We start from the raw sequence: 16,911 nt of genomic DNA, 5'->3' as shown, positions 1-16,911 counted from the left end.
CCAAGCCATGGGATTGGACGCTCCAGCTACCCGAGGGTTGGCGGCGCTTTTGCCTGCCAGCCGCAGTCACGAGGCCCGGAACGATCGCCGTCTTCCGGCGGCGCCTGCAGGACTTCGCCGACGAGCGGTATCGAAAGCTGCTTTCGCATTTCGGCGAGGCGGGCACGACAGTACTCGTGATAAAGCATGTCGAATATGGTGGACATGATCGAACGCCTTCCTGATCACTGAGGTTGACTTCCCACGTGACAGATTTCGACCATTTCAACCGGCGGCCAAAAGCCAGCAGTGCCGCAGGCACTTTATGTCCGACAAATTCTGCTTAGCGATTTTGGCTAAAGCAGCGAAATAAGATCGGTATCTGCAATCTTTCAAAAATGACCTGCCCGCGGCTCCGTAAACCGGATCAATTGCGAACAGGGGCATCAACCGCTCTACCCTTGCGCGCCGCCAGGGATGTCCAATGAATCCGTTGGCGGCAATTACAGATAGAGCCCTTACGGCCATCTCCTCCTAAGGGAGAAAATAAAGGCCGCGACTTTCACGATCAGTATAAACGTAATATTCTGACCGGTACGTGAACCAGTTCACATCAGCATCGATCACAGGCAAATCAGACTAGCAGATCGATAGCATGGCTTCTTGGACTTGCGCGCACGGATCGAGAGAACGCCGGTGCGTGAATTGCAAAATGCAGACACTGAAAATGGTGTGCCGCAGCATTTCATCCTGATGCTCTGTGAAGGCTGGAGGTCCCATGCCTACGGACGCAGCCGATTTTGCATCGTATCGATTTTCGACGCGCGACCTTCCGGAGCGTATTCGTCTCCCTCTATGGTGCGAGCACTTTGGGCGATGCGTCGTGCACGCCGACATCGAGCCGCTGTCGAACACTCCGATCCAGGCCGATGCGTCGCTGCAGGCGATTCAGGGTCTGCGCATGCTCGCGCTAAAGGGCACTTCGATGCGCTTCAAGCGCTTGCAGGCGAACCTTGCCGATGGCGATGATTCCGTCGGCCTCATCTTCTGCTCTCCCGGCAGAAGTCAGCTATCGCAGCGCGGCCGCGAAGTTGAGCTTCGCGCGGGCGATGCAATCGCAATTCTGCATTCCGAGCCCGCCAGCGTTATCTATGTCGATGGATTGCAATTCGGTCTGGCGGTGCCGCGCGCTGAGCTTGAACAGCGCGTATCGGATGTCGAAAGCCTGGCCATGCGGCCGATCGGGCACCGAACGGAAGCATTCCGGCTATTCGCGACATATCTGAAGTCGGTGCTCAAGGCGAGAGCACTGACCGCCCCGAAACTTCGTCATACGGTCGTGACCCACATCCATGATCTCGTCGCACTCGCGATCAGCGAGTGTCCTGCCTTGGGCGAGAGCGGCGCGAGCGCCGTCGTGGCTGCGCGGCACAATGCAGCCCTCGACTACATCACCATACACTTTCAGGAGCCTGGGCTCAGCGTTCAAACGGTCGCCCGTTGTCAGGGCATCTCGCCGCGCTATCTACAGCGCCTGATGGCGTCATCGGGAACGTCGTTCACCGAGCGCCTGAATGAATTGCGTCTTCAGCGCGCGCTCGAATTGCTAACTGGGTCTCACGCCGGCCCTCAGCGGATTTCCGACATCGCGCTGGAGGTTGGTTTCTCGGATGTTTCGCATTTCAATCGCTTGTTCCGAATTCGTTTCGGCGATTCTCCGCGCGGCGTTCGGCTTGCCCGAAAGGCGGCCAGCTGAGCCGTGCTAACGTGATCGGCACGAGAGATTATAAGGCCATCGACGGCCGGTTCTTCACCGGGGGCTCGGTGTCGGCCGCCAGGAAAGGTCGTCGGACCAAAGGTAGATCGCGATCGCCGCCAGGCACAGGGCTATGCCTATCCAGAAAACCGGCGAGTGATGGATGGGGCGTCGATCGCTCGGAACTCGCTTCATTCGATCAACTCATTGCGCGCGAATATTGAGGTCGGCAATACCTGGAACCGGAAGTGTCGCTCAGCCAGGCCGCTCTTTGCAAGACATCCCTTGCAAGAGACCACGCCCCCGTTGACGCGGGTGAATCGGTTGCAAAGCAGAGTGAGCTAGATCACGGCGTGTGTGGGCGTCACGCATCATTGTCGGGGCGTCGCATCGGAGCGGCGAATGGAAAACGAAGGACCCCGACATCATGGCCAACATCGACCACAAGCAAGGCACCTATACGATCGCCGCCAATTCGAGCCAGTCGTTCACGTTCTGGTGGGGCAAGGATTCGAAAGCGCCGAACGAGTTTTTCGACGTATCGATCGCGCCGCATTTCGAGAAGAACCAGACCTCGATGGAGCCCCTGCACGAAACCGACCGGGCCGTGTACTGGGATCACCGCGGCGGCGTCGGCGTCGTGCTGATCCTGACCTTGCAGAATCGCAACAACTTTCCGGTGACGTTCGAGGCCAATCACGTCCGCATCTATTGATGCGGCGCGCACATGGAGCGGGCCGCGCCGGTTGCGCGGCCGGCGCAGGCCAGACCTTGTCAGCCTTGACTGGCGTTCGGGGTTCGTGAGCGCGGCGAGACAGCCTCGCACCCGGTCGTTCCACTCCGGCTGCGTTGCTACTCGCGGGCAGCCGGCGGCAGCCGTTCCCGAAGCGCTGCGATCTCGAGCATGACGGTGATGGCGATGGTCCTGAGGCGCGCATTCTCGGTCATTGTCTCGGCAAGCTGCGGGTGGGGTGCCCCGGCATGGCCTGGAGTGGTCTGGGTGCGTTCTGGCGGTGTCGGGCGTGTCGGGGTCACAGGCTAGCTCTTGCCGGCGGTCAAGGCGCGCAGCCCGGGCAGCTGCGGAGTTTCAGGAGGGAAGCGGCGTTCAAACGCGGAATATGAAGATAACGTCCGCTTGCTTACAGGAAGCTGACGTGTCGCAATTTATTGCTGTTTATGTCTGCCGATGTCGCTTGGGAAGCATGGGGCCCTGGCACTGATTTGCCCGACGGCGCAGGCCCCCGTCGCAAAAGTATTTAGCGTTATCCGAAATGAAACTCAGTATAAGGATTGCCCGTCTCACCCGATCGAGGGGCGCTGCGCATCGTCACGGGTGTTGCGACCCGCATGCGCGGGTGATGACACCGAACTTGCCCGAGATCGCCACACATTCAGTGTCGTCCTGGCGAAAGCCAGGACCAATTACCCTAAATCTCGATCGTTACGCGACGCTGGGGCCACGGCCCTCTCCAACAACACAACCCTGTGGTTATGGGTCCTGGCTTTCGCCAGGACGACGATCGCATATGATACCCGCACTGTCATCGCCCGGCTCGACCGGGCGATCCTGTACGCCGCGGCCTCTCGGCTCAAGCACGGGCGTCTCTGGAATACTGGATCGCCCGCATGCGCGGGCGATGACACCGAACTTGCCCGAGATCGCGTCACACACTCAGTGTCGTCCCTGCGAAAGCAGGGACCCATAACCACCGAAGTTCTTTGTTGTGCGTTGCTGCTATGACGAGTCCCGTCAACAACACCCGCCGCGGAGTATGGGTCCCTGCTTCCGAATGCAGGGACGACAGGTGTGTATGCGGCAACTCGCGACGCGCAAAAGCGCACGCGCAATTCCCGCGAAGCTGAACGCCCGGATTGGTTGGATGCAGCGAAGCCTTAGCTTAGCTGCTGCCCGTCGCGCCGCGCACCACGCGCTTGATCTTGTCGGTGGTATAGGTCTGGCCGCCGATCGAGAGCAGCGGCGGGGAGGCGGTCAGGTCGACGGAGTCGACGACGCCCTGAATCTCGGTCGAGATGGCGAGGTCGTTGCCCTTGGAATCCTTGCCGGTCGCGGTCAGCGTGTAGGTGCCGGCCGGCCATTGCGTGCCGTCCGTGCCCTTGCCGTCCCAGACGAAGCTGGCATTGCCCTGCTTCAGGTTGAAATTGCCGGAATAGGCGGTCTGGCCGGACGCGCTGGTGATCGTGATGGTGGCGCTGGTGGCTTGCGGCGACACCAGATTCCAGGTCGCGGATTTGTTGAACTGCGTCTTGCTGCCGTCGACCGCGACCGTGTTGCCGACATAGACCAGCGCCTGGGTCGATTGCGCGCTCTTCTCGATCGCGATCAGCTGCTTGAGCTGATCGTTGGATTTCAGCTGCTGCTCGACGCCGGCGAACTGCACGAGCTGCTGGGTGAACTGGTTGGTGTCGAGCGGGTCGAGCGGGTTCTGATGCTGCAACTGCGTGGTCAGCAGCGTCAGGAAGGTCTGGAAATTGTCGGCGATGCCCTGCGACGAGGTCGTCAGGCCGCTGCCGGTGCTGCTGCCGCTTCCGGAGCTCGTTCCGTTGCTGGTGCCCGGTGCTGAGACGACCGGCGTCGGCATGGTTGCGTCGACTGCCATGGTGAACTCCTTACACTCTGATATCGACGCCGCCGAGGGCGCCGGTTGCGCGGCCATAGGAGCGGCCCGCCGCTGCGGCGGGGACGCTGTCCTCCTCAGTGACGATCAAACGATGGGCGTTCGGATTGGACTGGCCGTTGTTGTTCTGGCCCGACTGCGACTGGTCGCGCAGGCTGAACTGCAATCCGCCATTGCCGGTCGACAGGCCGGCATTGTCGAGCGCGCGCTGCAGCTGGTTGGCGTCCTGGCGCAGCATCGACAGCGTTTCCGGGCGTTCGACGGTGAGATGCGAGGTCACCTGGCCGTTGCGATCGACGTCGATGCGGACATCGATGCGGCCGAGCTCGGCGGGATCGAGCCGGATCTCGAAGCGGCTCTTGCCGCTCTTGGCGGAGGCGGCGATCTGCATCGCAAGCCCGCTGAGCGGCACGGCGGCGGTCTGCGCGGCGTTGGTCACGGTCAATTGCGCGGTCGCAGACGGCGTCGTCTGGCTGGTCGGCAGTTGCGCCTGGAGTGCGTTCGCCGCCTGCGCGCCGGGATCGGGCGTCGTGAGCTGGGCCTGCGCAGCCGCGTGGCCGCCGGCCGTCGGCGTCGGCGCGGCGTTGCCGTCGCCGCTTGCATCGGCCTTGATGGCATCGGCTGCGCCGTTCGCGGTGGCCTTCGCCTTGCCGGCAACGGCCGCCGGCTGCGTGGCTGCGGGAACGATGGTGGTCGGAGCAGCCTGCGCGGTGTTGGCGTTGCCTTGAGTTGCGCCGTCCTGGTCGGTTGGCGTTGTCGCGGTCGCGTCCTTTGCGGCCACCTGTGTCTTGGCTTGCGTCGTCGTCTTCGTGGCGGGCGTTCCGGCGGCAACCGTGGCGGCGAGTGTCGCATCGCCGGTCGCCGTCGCTGCGCCGGAAACCGTTGCCGCATCCGTCGTGATGACCTGTCCCTCGGTCTTGACGCCAGCCGCCTTGGCGACCTTGTCGGCATTCGCCGCGGTGGTCGCCGCTGTTGCGGTGTCGGCGCCGGCAGGCGCGCCGCTGCCGGCCGGCGCACCGGTGGCGGCGATGGCGGAGCTTGCCGCGATGGCGGCAGCCGCGATCGCAAGCGGTGCGGCCGGCTGGCCGGCTGGCGCGGTCGCCGCTGCCGGATCAGTCGCCGGTGCGGCGGCGACGGGGACGGCAACCACCGCGCTGGCCGCTGCCGCATTGGCTGGATCCGGCTGCGGCACGGCTTGCGTCGTGGCCTTGTCGCCGGTGGATTGCGCATCGGTGCTCGACTTCGAGTCGTCCGATTTCGATTTCGACTTGGTCTTGGGCGGCGCGTCGCTGTCGCTATCGACCTTGTGGTCGTCGCGCGAGCTGCCGGAATCGCGCGACGTCCGGTCGGGGGCCGTGCTGGTGTCGCGGGAGCGTGCATCGGTCGTCGAGGTCGAATCGTCGGACCGGCGCGCGGGCGCCGGTTGGGCGTCGTACCTGTTGTTGTCGCTCGTGGACGCAGAATTGCTGTCGACCAGCGCGGCAAAGCCGTCGTTCCCCGCCTGCGGGGCGGGGTCGGGCCGCGCCGATCGCGGCGTCGAGCCCTGAAAAGACCGGCTTGCCAATGCTTCCGACGTCACGCTGACCACTGCCAACCCTCGCAAATGAGACTTCCGGCGTATTGTCAGCAAGGAGCGGGCCAACCATGGAGCGTGACAAATGATAAGTTATTTCAATTGGTTAAGAGTCGTGCGCGCGGCCTGGAACGGGTTCCGGACAGGCCTCCTTTTTGCCCGGCGGCAAGATTTGCCGTCCGCGCACGGCAAGACACGGATTCCGCCGGATTGCTTCGCCGGAATACGGCCTATATTAAAGGTGGCCTCCGACGCGTCCCGAACCGACCGAACCGGCCTTGGACGCGTTCTAAGGCTTTCTGGACAAAGGCTTTTTCCAATTTCGTCGCGGAGCGCATAAGCTCGCCGCGACAGTGACCAATGACCGCTTAGAGATGCTCAACAGTCTGGATCTTGAAGGCCGCCCTGAAGACACACGGATCGTCGTTGCCATGTCCGGCGGCGTCGACTCGTCGGTGACGGCTGCGCTGTTGAAGTCGCAGGGCTATGACGTGGTCGGGATCACGCTGCAGCTCTACGACCATGGTGCCGCGACCCATCGCAAGGGCGCCTGCTGCGCCGGCCGCGACATTCACGATGCGCGCAATGTGGCGGAGCGGATCGGCATCCCGCATTATGTGCTCGATTACGAAAGCCGCTTCAAGCAATCCGTGATCGACAATTTCGCCGACAGCTACGCGCTCGGCGAGACGCCGGTGCCGTGCATTGAGTGCAACCGTTCGGTCAAGTTCCGCGATCTGCTCTCGACCTCGCGCGAGCTCGGCGCGCAGGCGCTCGCTACCGGACATTACGTCGCCTCGCGTCGGCTTGCCGACGGATCGCGCTCGCTGACTTGCGCGGCGGATGCCGATCGCGACCAGAGCTATTTCCTGTTCGCGACCACGCGCGAGCAGCTCGACTTCCTCCGCTTCCCGCTCGGCGACATGACCAAGCCGCAGACCCGCGAGCTGGCGCGGCGCTTCGATCTCGAGGTCGCTGACAAGCAGGACAGCCAGGACATCTGCTTCGTGCCGACCGGCCGCTACACCGACATCATCGGACGGCTGAAGCCGAATGCGATCGCGCCCGGCGACATCGTCGATCTCGCCGGCAACGTCATCGGCCAGCACCAGGGCATCGTTCATTTCACCGTCGGCCAGCGCAAGGGCCTCGGCATCGCCTCGGGCCATCCGCTCTATGTGGTCAAGCTCGACGCGGCGACGCGCCGGGTCGTGGTCGGGCCGCGCGAGGCGCTGCGGATGGATCGCATCGCGCTGCGCGACGTCAACTGGATCGGCAACGGCGCGCTGGACCGCGTGATCGGCGAGGGTATCGAGATCTATGTCCGCGTGCGTTCGACGCGCGCGCCGCAGCCGGCATGGTTGCGCGCCACGGATGGCGGCTATGAGGTCGAGCTCGTCGCGGGCGAGGAGGGCGTGTCGCCCGGCCAGGCCTGCGTGTTCTACGACGCGGCCTCCGGGCAGGCGCGTGTGCTCGGCGGCGGCTTCATCAGAAGTGCGAGCGCGAGCCGCATGGCGCGGGCCGCGACGCAGGATGCGATGGCGCCGCTCGCGGAAGCGGTTCGCGGCTAGACAGAAGAAGCATCGGGGCAGGGGAATGGCTGGGGACATCGACCGCGAGGGGGTCGAAAAGGCGTATGGCCGCTGGGCACCGATCTACGATCTCGTGTTCGGCAAGGTGTTCGATCAGGGCCGTCAGTCGACGATCGCGGAGGCCGACCGGATCGGCGGACGCGTGCTCGACGTCGGCGTCGGGACCGGGCTGTCGCTGTCGGAATATGCGCGCACCACAAAGCTGTGCGGCGTCGATATTTCCGAGCCGATGCTGCGGCGGGCGCTCAAGCGCGTGCGCGCGCTGGGCCTCAGCAATGTCGAGACGCTGGCGGTGATGGACGCCAAGCACCTCGCATTTCCGGATTCATTCTTCGACGCGGTGGTCGCGCAATACGTCATCACCGCAGTGCCCGATCCCGAAGCCACGCTGGATGATTTCATCCGCGTGCTGAAGCCGGGCGGCGAGCTGATCCTGGTCAATCACATCGGCGCCGAGAGCGGCCCGCGCCGCATCTTCGAGCTCGCCTTCGCGCCGCTGGCGCGGCGGCTCGGCTGGCGTCCGGAATTTCCGTGGGAGCGGCTGACCAATTGGGCCGCGAAGCATGGCGGCGTCAGCCTTGCGGAACGGCGGCCGATGCCGCCGATGGGGCATTTCTCGCTGATCCGCTTCCGCAAATCGTGAGGCTGCGGCGATTTTGACTGGAACATCGGCGCGTCGTCACGGTTTTCTCGTCATGAGGATCAATCGAACGCTCGCTTTATCCTGCGCCCTGATCATGGCGCCCGTCGTTGCCGCGGCGCAGGCGCCGCCGACGCCCGCCACGCCGCCGGCACAGACGGCGCCGCCGGCGCCGCAGCGCGCCGCCGCGAATTGCGCGCCGCAGCAGCCTTCGCATCCGGGTGTTGCGGTTCCGGAAGGAACCACCACCGGGCAGGCTTTGGGCGACAAGCTCGCCAGATCCGACGGCGTGCTGTGTCCGCCGGCCGGCGTCGACCCCGAAATGCGTGCGCCGACCCCGCAAGGCGGCAACACGCCGGTGATTCCGCCGCCCGGCAGCCCCGGTGGCGACCCCTCGGTGAGGCCAAAATAGCCTCTATCTGCAATGGTTTGCGGTCTCGTCCGGGTTTGCTTGACAGGCGTGCGTGCCACTCTTTATATGCCGCGCGTTCGCACCCGCGGCTCTACGCCGCCGATCGCGAGCCCATGGCGGGGTAGCTCAGCTGGTTAGAGCACGGGAATCATAATCCTGGGGTCGGGGGTTCGAGTCCCTCTCCCGCTACCATCTTTCCCCACACTCCTCGGACGTTGTGGGGGTAGGCCTGCTCACCCAGCAGTGCGTTCAAACGTCCCACAATCTCAACGGTGACCCCGCCTGGATGCGAGCCGTTTCGAAATACCGTTACGGTCTCAACGAGATCCCTGACTGCTTCCGCTGCCTCAGAATCCCCAGCATTCACGCCCTTGGACAAAGCGTCCTGAAGATGGACGAGTTGTTGCTCATAGCGCGCCAGTACCGCCGGGTGGAGCGAGATAACATCGCCAACAGCAGGTTCGGCGTTCAGCTCGTTTGCTACCTGCTTTCGCTCTTCGTCTAAGGCGCTTGAGCGCGGACCGAGCACCGCTGGGTCACCGTGCCCTTTTGCTATCGCGTCGACGAGCCGGCTAATCTCGCGATTGAGCTCGCCGAGCCGCATTTCAAGGTGAGCCCGTTTAGCGTTCGCCTTGGCTGAGAGACGTTTCCGCTCTTCGTGATAAGTGTGCACGTACTCAGCGATCACGCTTGGATGCCGCATCTCGGCCTCCAACCCGGCAAGAACTGCACTCTCCACCGCTGTGAGATAAAATGTCTTTGCATCGCGACACACACCACTCTCCGTGGCGGCTGAACAGCGGATGCGAATACGTTCCGACTTATCCCTGCCGTTCGTTGACATTCCTGACCCGCATGCTCCGCAGCGGAGGAGGCCCGACAGCATGTGGCGCGGCCGCCTCTGATAATTCGGATGGGTATTGCCGCGCGCCTGCTTGCGACTCTGCGCGGCGTCAAACAGCTCTTGAGAGATAATGCGAAGGTCCGGCACGTCCGTGGCCTGCCAGTCGTTCTTGGCGTTCGGACGCGACAGTCGCTTTCCGGTGTCAGGATCTTTGACCATCCTCACTTTATTCCAGACGAGGCGCCCCGCGTAGAGTCCGTTCTAGAGTATGCCTGTGCCACGCTGCATATTGCCATTAATTGTCGAGGCGTTCCATGCGCGCCCGCGTGGCGGCGATATGCCTTCATTGTTCAGATCGTAGGCGATTTCACGAGGCGTCCTACCAGCAACGTATTCTTCGAAAATGCGCTGGACGATGTTAGCTTCAGCTTCGACAATGATCCGCTTGCCCTTCTCGCCGACGGCGGGAGCATAGCCGTAGGCCCTCCCGCCTGCATTGAGGCCTTGGCCGACGCGACCCGCCAGACCTCTGCGCACCTTGTGAGCGTTGTCCTCGCGATACAGCTGACCCACCAGCCCGCGAAGTCCGACCAGGACTGTGTTTACGACGCCTTCATGGACCGCTCGTATTTCAATACCGAGGAATGAAAGCCGCTTATGGATACCAGCGAGGTCTTCCATATCGCGCGAGAGGCGATCGAGAGCCTCGACGACCACGACATTGAAAGACAGGTCTCTTGCTTGATCCAATAGACGAAGCAAGCCACCCCGTCCCATGATGGAGCCGCCAGAACGGGCTCTATCCTCATACACTTCGATGATGTTTATGCCCTCGCGCGAGGCGTAGCCTCGACAGAGCGCGATTTGGTCCTCGATCGATCTTTCGTTTTGCGGGTCGGTCGAGAACCGGGCGTAGATCACCGCTTTCTTTATTGACAGTTTCGATGCTGGCCTGATCTCGTTCATGATCTTCCCTTGCCGCCTGGCGTGCCAATGCCCGTGCAAGGCGTAGAATCGCCTCGTCCGGAATCAACTGCAAGGGTAATTTGGGAATTCTGGGACGCACGATCAAACTGCTCGCTCGCAGATGCACAGCATGATCGAACGATCAAAAGCTCGGAAGAACTTAGGTTCATGAGGGCGAACCGCGCCACCAATGCTGATACTATCTCTATCCATGTGCGAAGCATGAATCCGCGCGCATTCCGCCGGAAGCTCAGAATACTTTCTGCCGTACAATCAGAAAGCGTGGCGTGCAAATCGGTTGGCGCGACCCCGGCGCCAGCGATGCGGAGATCAAGGTCGGTCAGACCATGCCATTCTCGGGGCCGGCATCGGCCTATGCCTCGATCGGCAAGACAGAGGCCGCCTATTTCAAGATGATCAACGATCAGGGCGGTATCAACGGCCGCAAGATCAACCTGATTCAGTATGACGACGCCTATTCGCCGCCGAAGGCGGTGGAGCAGGTGCGCAAGCTCATTGAGAGCGACGAGGTGCTCCTGACTTTCCAGATCCTCGGCACGCCTTCGAACGCAGCCGTGCAGAAATATCTCAATTCCAGGAAGGTGCCACAGCTGTTCGCGGCCGCCAGCGCCTCGAGGTTCTCCGATCCGAAAGACTTTCCGTGGACCATGGGCTATGACCCGAACAACTTTGTCGAGGGGCGCATCTACGGCCAGTTCATCCTGAAGGAGCATCCGGACGCCAGGATCGGCGTGCTTTATCAGAATGACGACTTCGGCAAGGATTATCTGAACGGCATCAAGGCGGGGCTCGGAGACAATGCCGCCAAGATGGTGGTCGCGGAAGCTGCCTACGAGGTGACCGATCCGGCCGTCGACTCGCAAGTCCTCAGGATCAAGGATGCCGGCGCCGACCTGTTCTTCATCGCCGCCACCCCGAAGCAGACGGCGCAGGCAATCAAGAAGACCGCTGAGATCGGGTGGCATCCGGTCCAGATCGTCGACATGAAGGCTAGCTCGGTCGGCAGCGTCCTGAAACCGGCCGGGCCTGAAAACGCCAAGGGTCTCATCAGCACCAATTACGGCAAGGAGCCGCTCGATCCGCAATGGAAGGACGATCCGGGCATAAAGCGCTATCTGGCCTTCATGGAGAAGTACGATCCGGACGGGGACAAGAGCTCGAACTTCAACACCTATGCCTACAGTGCGGCACAGCTTCTGGTCCACGTGTTGCAGCAGTGCGGCGACGACCTGACGCGCGAGAACGTCATGAAGCAGGCGGCCTCGCTCAAGAATGTCACGGGCGACCTCGCGCTGCCCGGGATCACGATCGACACCTCGCCGACCGACTACCGCCTCCACAAACGGTTGCAGATGACGCGGTTCAACGGCGAACGCTGGGAGCTGTTCGGCCCAATCCTGGAGGTCGCGGGGCCTGCGGGCTAGTTGCTGAGTTCTGCGATCCAATCGGCGGCCTGTGGGCCGCCGATTTTTTTCGGAGGCGGCATCGCGTGCCGGATCAGGCGCAAATCCTCGACCCCGGACGGGCACGGGCTCAGCGGCGTATGATCTTCTTGAGGATTTCGGTAAGTGTTCGAAATTCTTCCCGGGTCAAGGGAGCGAACGTCTCGCTTGAAATCTCACCGACCGTTTCGATTGCGGCGTCCGCCACTCGTCTGCCCTTGTCGGTCAAATCGACCTCCCGCCGTCGCGGATCCAAAGGATCCTCGGAACTCGTTATAAGGCCGCGTAATTTGAGACGATTAATAACGCCGGTAATGGTAGCTGAGTCGTAGTGTATCAGGCGTCCCAAATGGTTTTGCGAACAAGGTCCGACCTCCCTCAATTTCGCCAGCGTTGAGAATTGGGGCGCCGTCAATTCTTCAATCATCTTCGCGGCAAAGATGGCTGTGTGAGTACGGAGCGCGACGCGCAGCAAGAAGCCCGGTGCGTCATCCAGCCTGTATGACTGTGCAGCTTCTTTTTGCTTTTCCACCGAGCGCCGCTTCGTTTTCGTTTGCACGACTTTCGTTCCCTTGCGGTTGCCGCATCTCGCCGAGAGAGCTTTGGCTGATCAGCTCCGAAGTCTTCGGCGCCGATCATTTGTCTACATTCGTTGAACTCAGGAATCCATCTTTGTTGGCCGGAGACCAACTTTATCGTCCCACCGCCGTGCTGAGGTGATCCGGCACGAGCTGCCCGCTTCCCGGCTCCTCGGTCGTCCGGGTGGCGGACATCTACAGCTTTGAGGACTGAAGCCCGTGCGGCGCTCAACATTCGGCCGCGAGCTGTTGGACGGGCTTCCCTCATTCGCGGTGCGGTGCATCATCGTGTGTACAAGTGCAGCACTTGCATACAAGTGATAAATGCCGTAGTGTCCGCAGATCGCCTCAGCGGGGCACCAAGGCACCATCGGCTTCACCAATGTCGGCAATTGACCAAATGAGCTCCGTTCGACCAGACCTGATCGAGAAGGTCACCGGGCGCGCCGAATACATTACCGACCTGATGGTCCCGGGGATGCTGCACGGATTTGTGGTTCGCTCGCCGGCCGTTCATGCCCGCATCGTTTCGATCGAAGCGGGCGCCGCCCGTTCCACGGACGGTGTCGTGGACGTGCTGATCGGTGAGGATGTTGCCTCGTTCGGGCGCTGGGGCGTTGTGCTCAAGGACCGGCCGATCATTGCCACGGACCGCGTGCGATATGTAGGCGAACCCGTCGCCGTGGTAATCGCTGAAACCATCGAGATCGCGGAAAACGCCGCAGAGCTCATTGATGTCAGTTACGAGGAGCTTCCGCGGGCAACGAGCATACAGGAGGCCATGGCGGACGGCGCGCCGCTGATCCACGAGCGCCACGAAAATCTTCAGGACTTCTATTTCAAGGGTGGCGCCAAGCCGACGCAAGGCCGCAACATCTTCCACACCTACCGCAGCAATGTCGGCGACGTCGACGCCGCCGAGGCGGCCGCTGCCTACGTTCACGAGGATCACTTCACGTTCCCGGCCATCTCTCACTTTGCGATGGAGCCGCACGCGGTCATCGCGGACTTCAACGGCGATTCCCTCACGGTCTGGTCCGGTGCGCAGACGCCGACCGCTGTTCAAAAGGTGCTGTCGCGCCTGTTCGGTCTGCAGTTGGCCAAGGTCCGCGTGATCGTCCCTTTCGTCGGCGGCGGCTTCGGCGGCAAGGCGTCGGTGAAGATCGAGCCGCTGGTGGCGGCCGCGTCGTGGAAAGTGCAGCGCGCTGTCCGCGTGGCCCAATCCATTTCCGATTCAATGCTGACCTGCCGAAGGCTCGGGGCCGAGATCGCGATTCGCACGGCCGTGGACGCAAAGGGGCGAATCCTCGCCAAGAGCGCCAAACTGCTGCTCGATGGTGGCGCCTATTCCGACACGGGCTCCGCTGTCGCCACCAAATCGGCCAATCGCATCATCGGTCCCTACGCGGTGCCGAACCTGCGCCTCGAGGCTTCGGCCGTTTACACCAACACCGTGCCCGGCGCTGCCTTCCGTTCTATCGGCGGGCCGCAGGCTGTCTGGGCCAAAGAATCCCACATGGACAATGTCGCTGCGGCCATCGGCATGGATCCGGCCGAGTTCCGGTTGAAGAACCTCGCGGCCCGTGGCGAGCGCACGCGACCCGATCTGCGTGCGCTCGACATGGACATGAGTGAGCTGATGGGCCGTGTGACCCAGTCGTTCGCATCGGACTCGCAGGCCTCGAATCGGCGGTCTCGCGGAATGGCGGTCGCCGCGACCGATCCGGCGAACACGCCGATCGCCAACGCGATCGTCCGTCTCAAGATCGATGGATCGATCCTGGTTTCGGTCTCCAGCGTCGAAGTCGGCCAGGGCGCGCATGCAACCATGGCCCGGATCGCCGCGCAGACGCTGAAGCAGCCGTTCTCCGCAGTCAGCACCTTGCGCGCAGATACGGCCGTCGCCCCATACGACTGGGGCACGGGCGCGAGCCGATCGACCGTCGTGGTCGGCCTGTCGGTCGAGAACGCTGCGCTCGATGCCGCCGATCAGATCCTCGACATGGTCATGGATGTCTGGGAGCTTCCCAAAGAGAGTCTGTCGCTCGTCGAGGGGGGCGTCTCTACCGGGTCGGAGGTTCTGACCTTCCATCAGATTTTCCACCGCACGCTCGGCGTCGACTCCGGGGAGGTCGTCGGGCGTGGCGCGATCACGCCGCGTTCGAAGAAAGGCGCGCTGGCCGAGTCACCGCTGTTCTGGGAAACATCCGCGGGCCTTGCCGAAATCGTCGTCGATGAGGACACCGGCGAGATTCGCGTGCCCCGTTACGCGAGCGCCGCCGACGTCGGGCGCGTGATCAATCGCGTCGCCGCCGAAGGGCAGGACGAGGGCGCCGCCACCATGGGCTTCGGACACGCGCTCTACGAACAGCTGGAATTCGAGGACGGTCAGCCCGTCAATGCGACGCCGATCGACTACACGATCCCGCGCATTTCGGACGTGCCGCCGGTGTTCGATACCATCCTGATCGAGAATGGCGACGGGCCGGGTCCGAGCGGCGCCAAAGGAATGGGCGAAGGAGCGATCCTGCCCGTCGCGCCGGCAATCGCCAACGCGCTGTTCTCGGCCTACGGCGTCCGGATTACCGATCTCCCGATGACGCCTGAAAAGGTATGGCGCGCCCTGCAGAAGAGGAAGTGAGTTCATGGAATTCAATATGTCGATGCTGGTGCCGGCGACGCCAGAGGATCTCTGGAAGACGTTGATCGACGTGCCCAGCATCTCGTCCTGCATCCCCGGATGCGAGGACGTCGAAGAGATCGCGCGGCTGGAATCCTACAAGGCGACGGTCAAGCAGAAGATCGGGCCTTTCAAGCTCGAAGTGCCGGCTGAGATCCTTGTCGAGTCGGTGACGGAGCCGTCTCACGTCCGCACTCGTGCCACGGGCCGCGACAAAATCACCGGGACCAGGCTCGCGGTCATCCTCGACGTCAGCGTGATTCCGGAAGACTCGGGCTCCAAGCTGGCCGTCGACGCGAAGGTCGACATCCAGGGGCGCCTGGCGACCATGGGACTCGGGATCATCAGACGCCGCGTTGACCAGAATTTCGAGGAATTCGAGACGCGACTCAAAAACCTGCTGGGCGCGGCCTGATCATGCTGCCGACTCCTTTCGAATTTGAGAGGGCATCCACCATCGCCGACGCCATCAGGGCGGTCGGGCAGGAGGGCGACGGCATGTTTTATTCCGGCGGCACCGAATTGCTGCTGGCGATGAAGATGCGCGTCATCCATACCGAGCGGCTTATCGACATCAAAGGAATCCCCGGCCTCGATCGCATCGTCCTGAACGACGCGAACGAGCTGGAAATCGGCTCGCGCTGCACACACAAGAAGATCGCGGGCGATTCCATCATTCTCGAACACGTGCCGGCGCTGGCCTCGCTCTGTGCCAACGTGGCGAACGTCCGGGTCCGCAGCGTCGGAACAATCGGCGGCAATCTGTGCTTCGGCGAGCCGCATGCAGATCCGCCAACGATGCTCGGCGCGTTGGATGCGCGGCTTGTGCTTCAAGGTCCGAGCGGCACCCGCCTTGTTCACGCCGACGATTTTATCCGGAGCGAGCTGGAAACGGTGCGGGAACCCGACGAGTTGCTGACGCGCGTGGTGTTTCCGCGCCCCTCTGGGCCCGTGACCTATCGGCGGTTCAAGCACGGTGAGAGGCCCTCGGTGAACGTCGCCATGGCCTGGTCGCTGGACGCCAACGGAAGGAGGATCAGAAGCGCCCGCGTGCGGGTCGGAGCGCTCGGTTCGCGACCTCAGCCCTTGAAGGCAGTTGAAAAAGCTCTCCAGGACATATCCGTCGCCGAGGTTCGCCCGGCTATCGAGGCGGTGCTCCCGACGGCACTGGATGAGCTTGAAGTCAATGAGGATAGGCATGGCGGCGCCGACTATAAGCGCCACCTTGCAGGTGTCTTGCTGCTGCGAAACGCCGAAGAGGCCATCGCGGCAGGCGGGAGCGCATGACATGATACATGTGCTGCCCATTTCATTCTCGTTGAACGGCCAGGCGACCGCGATCGACGTCCCGACCCATACGCTGTTGATCGATCTGATCCGGGATCGCCTTGGTCTGAAGGGAACCAAGCGTTCCTGCGACATGGAAGTATGCGGCGCGTGCACCGTTCTGCTCGACGGTGAACCGATTTCGAGTTGCACCACACTCGCCGTCGATGTCGATCGGCGGGAGGTCACGACCATTGAGGGCGTGACGCCGCCCGATGGCCTGTCACGGATTCAGAAGGCGTTCGTGCTTCACGGCGGCCTTCAGTGCGGCTTCTGCACGCCAGGCTTCATTATGGCGGTCACAGCGCTGCTGAAGGCGACGCCGCACCCGACCGACGAAGAAATCCGTCACTACCTGCACGGCAACCTATGCCGTTGCACGGGATACACCAAGATTTTCGAAGCCGTAAGGAGCCTTGCCGCCGGGCAAGTCTCCGAAGATGCCGCTTAACCGATCGCGAGACAG

At 62.7% G+C, this 16,911-nt stretch carries 16 protein-coding genes, 1 tRNA gene and 1 pseudogene; 11 read left to right on the top strand and 7 right to left on the bottom strand.

Features of this window, described 5'->3' with window-relative positions:
- Positions 1-26 precede the first annotated feature (26 nt).
- Positions 27-206 (bottom strand): hypothetical protein, encoded by a 180-nt coding sequence (locus AAFG13_RS20335; protein ID WP_223969656.1) that lies wholly within the window; start codon positions 204-206, stop codon positions 27-29.
- A 551-nt stretch (positions 207-757) separates the two neighbouring features.
- Between AAFG13_RS20335 and AAFG13_RS20330 the strand changes: the two genes are divergently transcribed.
- Both AAFG13_RS20330 and AAFG13_RS20325 read left to right on the top strand, forming a co-directional pair.
- Positions 758-1,735 carry an AraC family transcriptional regulator gene (locus AAFG13_RS20330; RefSeq protein WP_342713144.1) on the top strand — a complete coding sequence of 326 codons (978 nt, stop codon included), beginning with the start codon at positions 758-760 and terminating at the stop codon, positions 1,733-1,735.
- A 427-nt stretch (positions 1,736-2,162) separates the two neighbouring features.
- Positions 2,163-2,450, top strand: a complete 288-nt coding sequence (locus tag AAFG13_RS20325; protein ID WP_342713143.1) for a hypothetical protein — start codon at positions 2,163-2,165, stop codon at positions 2,448-2,450.
- Between the two features lie 137 nt (positions 2,451-2,587).
- On the opposite strand, the gene AAFG13_RS20320 is transcribed toward AAFG13_RS20325, so the two are convergent.
- The 3 genes from AAFG13_RS20320 to AAFG13_RS20310 form a co-directional block, all read right to left on the bottom strand.
- Positions 2,588-2,770, bottom strand: coding sequence for a hypothetical protein (locus AAFG13_RS20320; protein WP_342713142.1), 183 nt, complete (start codon positions 2,768-2,770; stop codon positions 2,588-2,590).
- A gap of 863 nt (positions 2,771-3,633) precedes the next feature.
- Positions 3,634-4,353 carry a flagellar hook capping FlgD N-terminal domain-containing protein gene (locus tag AAFG13_RS20315; RefSeq protein WP_212316070.1) on the bottom strand — a complete coding sequence of 240 codons (720 nt, stop codon included), beginning with the start codon at positions 4,351-4,353 and terminating at the stop codon, positions 3,634-3,636.
- Positions 4,354-4,363: 10 nt separating this feature from the next.
- Complete coding sequence (locus tag AAFG13_RS20310) at positions 4,364-5,959, bottom strand: flagellar hook-length control protein FliK (protein WP_342713141.1); 1,596 nt, start codon at positions 5,957-5,959, stop codon at positions 4,364-4,366.
- 359 nt (positions 5,960-6,318) lie between these two features.
- Between AAFG13_RS20310 and mnmA the strand changes: the two genes are divergently transcribed.
- The 4 genes from mnmA to AAFG13_RS20290 all read left to right on the top strand — a co-directional run bounded on the left by mnmA (position 6,319) and on the right by AAFG13_RS20290 (position 8,780).
- Positions 6,319-7,515, top strand: coding sequence for a tRNA 2-thiouridine(34) synthase MnmA (gene mnmA, locus AAFG13_RS20305; protein ID WP_212316069.1), 1,197 nt, complete (start codon positions 6,319-6,321; stop codon positions 7,513-7,515).
- A gap of 25 nt (positions 7,516-7,540) precedes the next feature.
- Positions 7,541-8,179 carry a methyltransferase domain-containing protein gene (locus AAFG13_RS20300; protein ID WP_173640979.1) on the top strand — a complete coding sequence of 213 codons (639 nt, stop codon included), beginning with the start codon at positions 7,541-7,543 and terminating at the stop codon, positions 8,177-8,179.
- 52 nt (positions 8,180-8,231) lie between these two features.
- On the top strand, positions 8,232-8,588 hold the full coding sequence (locus AAFG13_RS20295; protein ID WP_342713140.1) for a hypothetical protein: 357 nt from the start codon (positions 8,232-8,234) through the stop codon (positions 8,586-8,588).
- Positions 8,589-8,703: 115 nt separating this feature from the next.
- Positions 8,704-8,780, top strand: a tRNA-Met gene (locus AAFG13_RS20290).
- On the opposite strand, the gene AAFG13_RS20285 is transcribed toward AAFG13_RS20290, so the two are convergent.
- A complete protein-coding gene (locus AAFG13_RS20285) occupies positions 8,737-9,474 on the bottom strand; it encodes a recombinase zinc beta ribbon domain-containing protein (protein ID WP_342713363.1) in 738 nt (245 codons plus the stop codon). The genes AAFG13_RS20290 and AAFG13_RS20285 overlap by 44 nt on opposite strands.
- A gap of 57 nt (positions 9,475-9,531) precedes the next feature.
- Positions 9,532-10,398: pseudogene (locus tag AAFG13_RS20280) on the bottom strand (recombinase family protein); the annotation flags it as partial.
- Positions 10,399-10,685: 287 nt separating this feature from the next.
- Between AAFG13_RS20280 and AAFG13_RS20275 the strand changes: the two are divergent.
- Positions 10,686-11,843 (top strand): ABC transporter substrate-binding protein, encoded by a 1,158-nt coding sequence (locus AAFG13_RS20275; protein WP_342713139.1) that lies wholly within the window; start codon positions 10,686-10,688, stop codon positions 11,841-11,843.
- A gap of 109 nt (positions 11,844-11,952) precedes the next feature.
- Here the strand turns inward: AAFG13_RS20275 and AAFG13_RS20270 are convergent, their stop codons facing one another.
- Positions 11,953-12,420: a MarR family winged helix-turn-helix transcriptional regulator gene (locus AAFG13_RS20270; RefSeq protein ID WP_342713138.1), complete on the bottom strand. Its 468-nt coding sequence runs from the start codon at positions 12,418-12,420 to the stop codon at positions 11,953-11,955.
- A gap of 401 nt (positions 12,421-12,821) precedes the next feature.
- On the opposite strand from AAFG13_RS20270, the gene AAFG13_RS20265 reads away from it, so the two are divergent.
- Genes AAFG13_RS20265 through AAFG13_RS20250 form a run of 4 tightly spaced genes read left to right on the top strand, consistent with a single transcriptional unit; the run spans position 12,822 to position 16,896 of the window.
- Complete coding sequence (locus AAFG13_RS20265) at positions 12,822-15,080, top strand: xanthine dehydrogenase family protein molybdopterin-binding subunit (RefSeq protein WP_342713137.1); 2,259 nt, start codon at positions 12,822-12,824, stop codon at positions 15,078-15,080.
- Between the two features lie 16 nt (positions 15,081-15,096).
- The gene (locus tag AAFG13_RS20260) at positions 15,097-15,534 is read left to right on the top strand and encodes an SRPBCC domain-containing protein (protein WP_223970479.1); all 438 of its coding nucleotides are present in this window, start codon (positions 15,097-15,099) and stop codon (positions 15,532-15,534) included.
- Positions 15,535-15,536: 2 nt separating this feature from the next.
- Positions 15,537-16,406 (top strand): FAD binding domain-containing protein, encoded by an 870-nt coding sequence (locus AAFG13_RS20255; RefSeq protein ID WP_212316059.1) that lies wholly within the window; start codon positions 15,537-15,539, stop codon positions 16,404-16,406.
- 1 nt (position 16,407) lies between these two features.
- Entirely contained in the window at positions 16,408-16,896 is a 489-nt protein-coding gene (locus tag AAFG13_RS20250; protein ID WP_212316057.1) for a (2Fe-2S)-binding protein, read from the top strand.
- Positions 16,897-16,911: the final 15 nt, after the last annotated feature.

The organism is Bradyrhizobium sp. B124, from assembly GCF_038967635.1.
Classification (GTDB): domain Bacteria; phylum Pseudomonadota; class Alphaproteobacteria; order Rhizobiales; family Xanthobacteraceae; genus Bradyrhizobium.
This window is presented reverse-complemented; position numbering and strand designations above follow the sequence as displayed.

Coding starts and splice junctions, on each gene's coding strand:
- AAFG13_RS20335 (WP_223969656.1), bottom strand. CDS start 206: ATGTCCACCATATTCGACATGCTTTATCACGAGTACTGTCGTGCCCGC.
- AAFG13_RS20330 (WP_342713144.1), top strand. CDS start 758: ATGCCTACGGACGCAGCCGATTTTGCATCGTATCGATTTTCGACGCGC.
- AAFG13_RS20325 (WP_342713143.1), top strand. CDS start 2,163: ATGGCCAACATCGACCACAAGCAAGGCACCTATACGATCGCCGCCAAT.
- AAFG13_RS20315 (WP_212316070.1), bottom strand. CDS start 4,353: ATGGCAGTCGACGCAACCATGCCGACGCCGGTCGTCTCAGCACCGGGC.
- mnmA (WP_212316069.1), top strand. CDS start 6,319: ATGCTCAACAGTCTGGATCTTGAAGGCCGCCCTGAAGACACACGGATC.
- AAFG13_RS20300 (WP_173640979.1), top strand. CDS start 7,541: ATGGCTGGGGACATCGACCGCGAGGGGGTCGAAAAGGCGTATGGCCGC.
- AAFG13_RS20295 (WP_342713140.1), top strand. CDS start 8,232: ATGAGGATCAATCGAACGCTCGCTTTATCCTGCGCCCTGATCATGGCG.
- AAFG13_RS20285 (WP_342713363.1), bottom strand. CDS start 9,474: ATGCTGTCGGGCCTCCTCCGCTGCGGAGCATGCGGGTCAGGAATGTCA.
- AAFG13_RS20265 (WP_342713137.1), top strand. CDS start 12,822: ATGTCGGCAATTGACCAAATGAGCTCCGTTCGACCAGACCTGATCGAG.
- AAFG13_RS20260 (WP_223970479.1), top strand. CDS start 15,097: ATGTCGATGCTGGTGCCGGCGACGCCAGAGGATCTCTGGAAGACGTTG.
- AAFG13_RS20255 (WP_212316059.1), top strand. CDS start 15,537: ATGCTGCCGACTCCTTTCGAATTTGAGAGGGCATCCACCATCGCCGAC.
- AAFG13_RS20250 (WP_212316057.1), top strand. CDS start 16,408: ATGATACATGTGCTGCCCATTTCATTCTCGTTGAACGGCCAGGCGACC.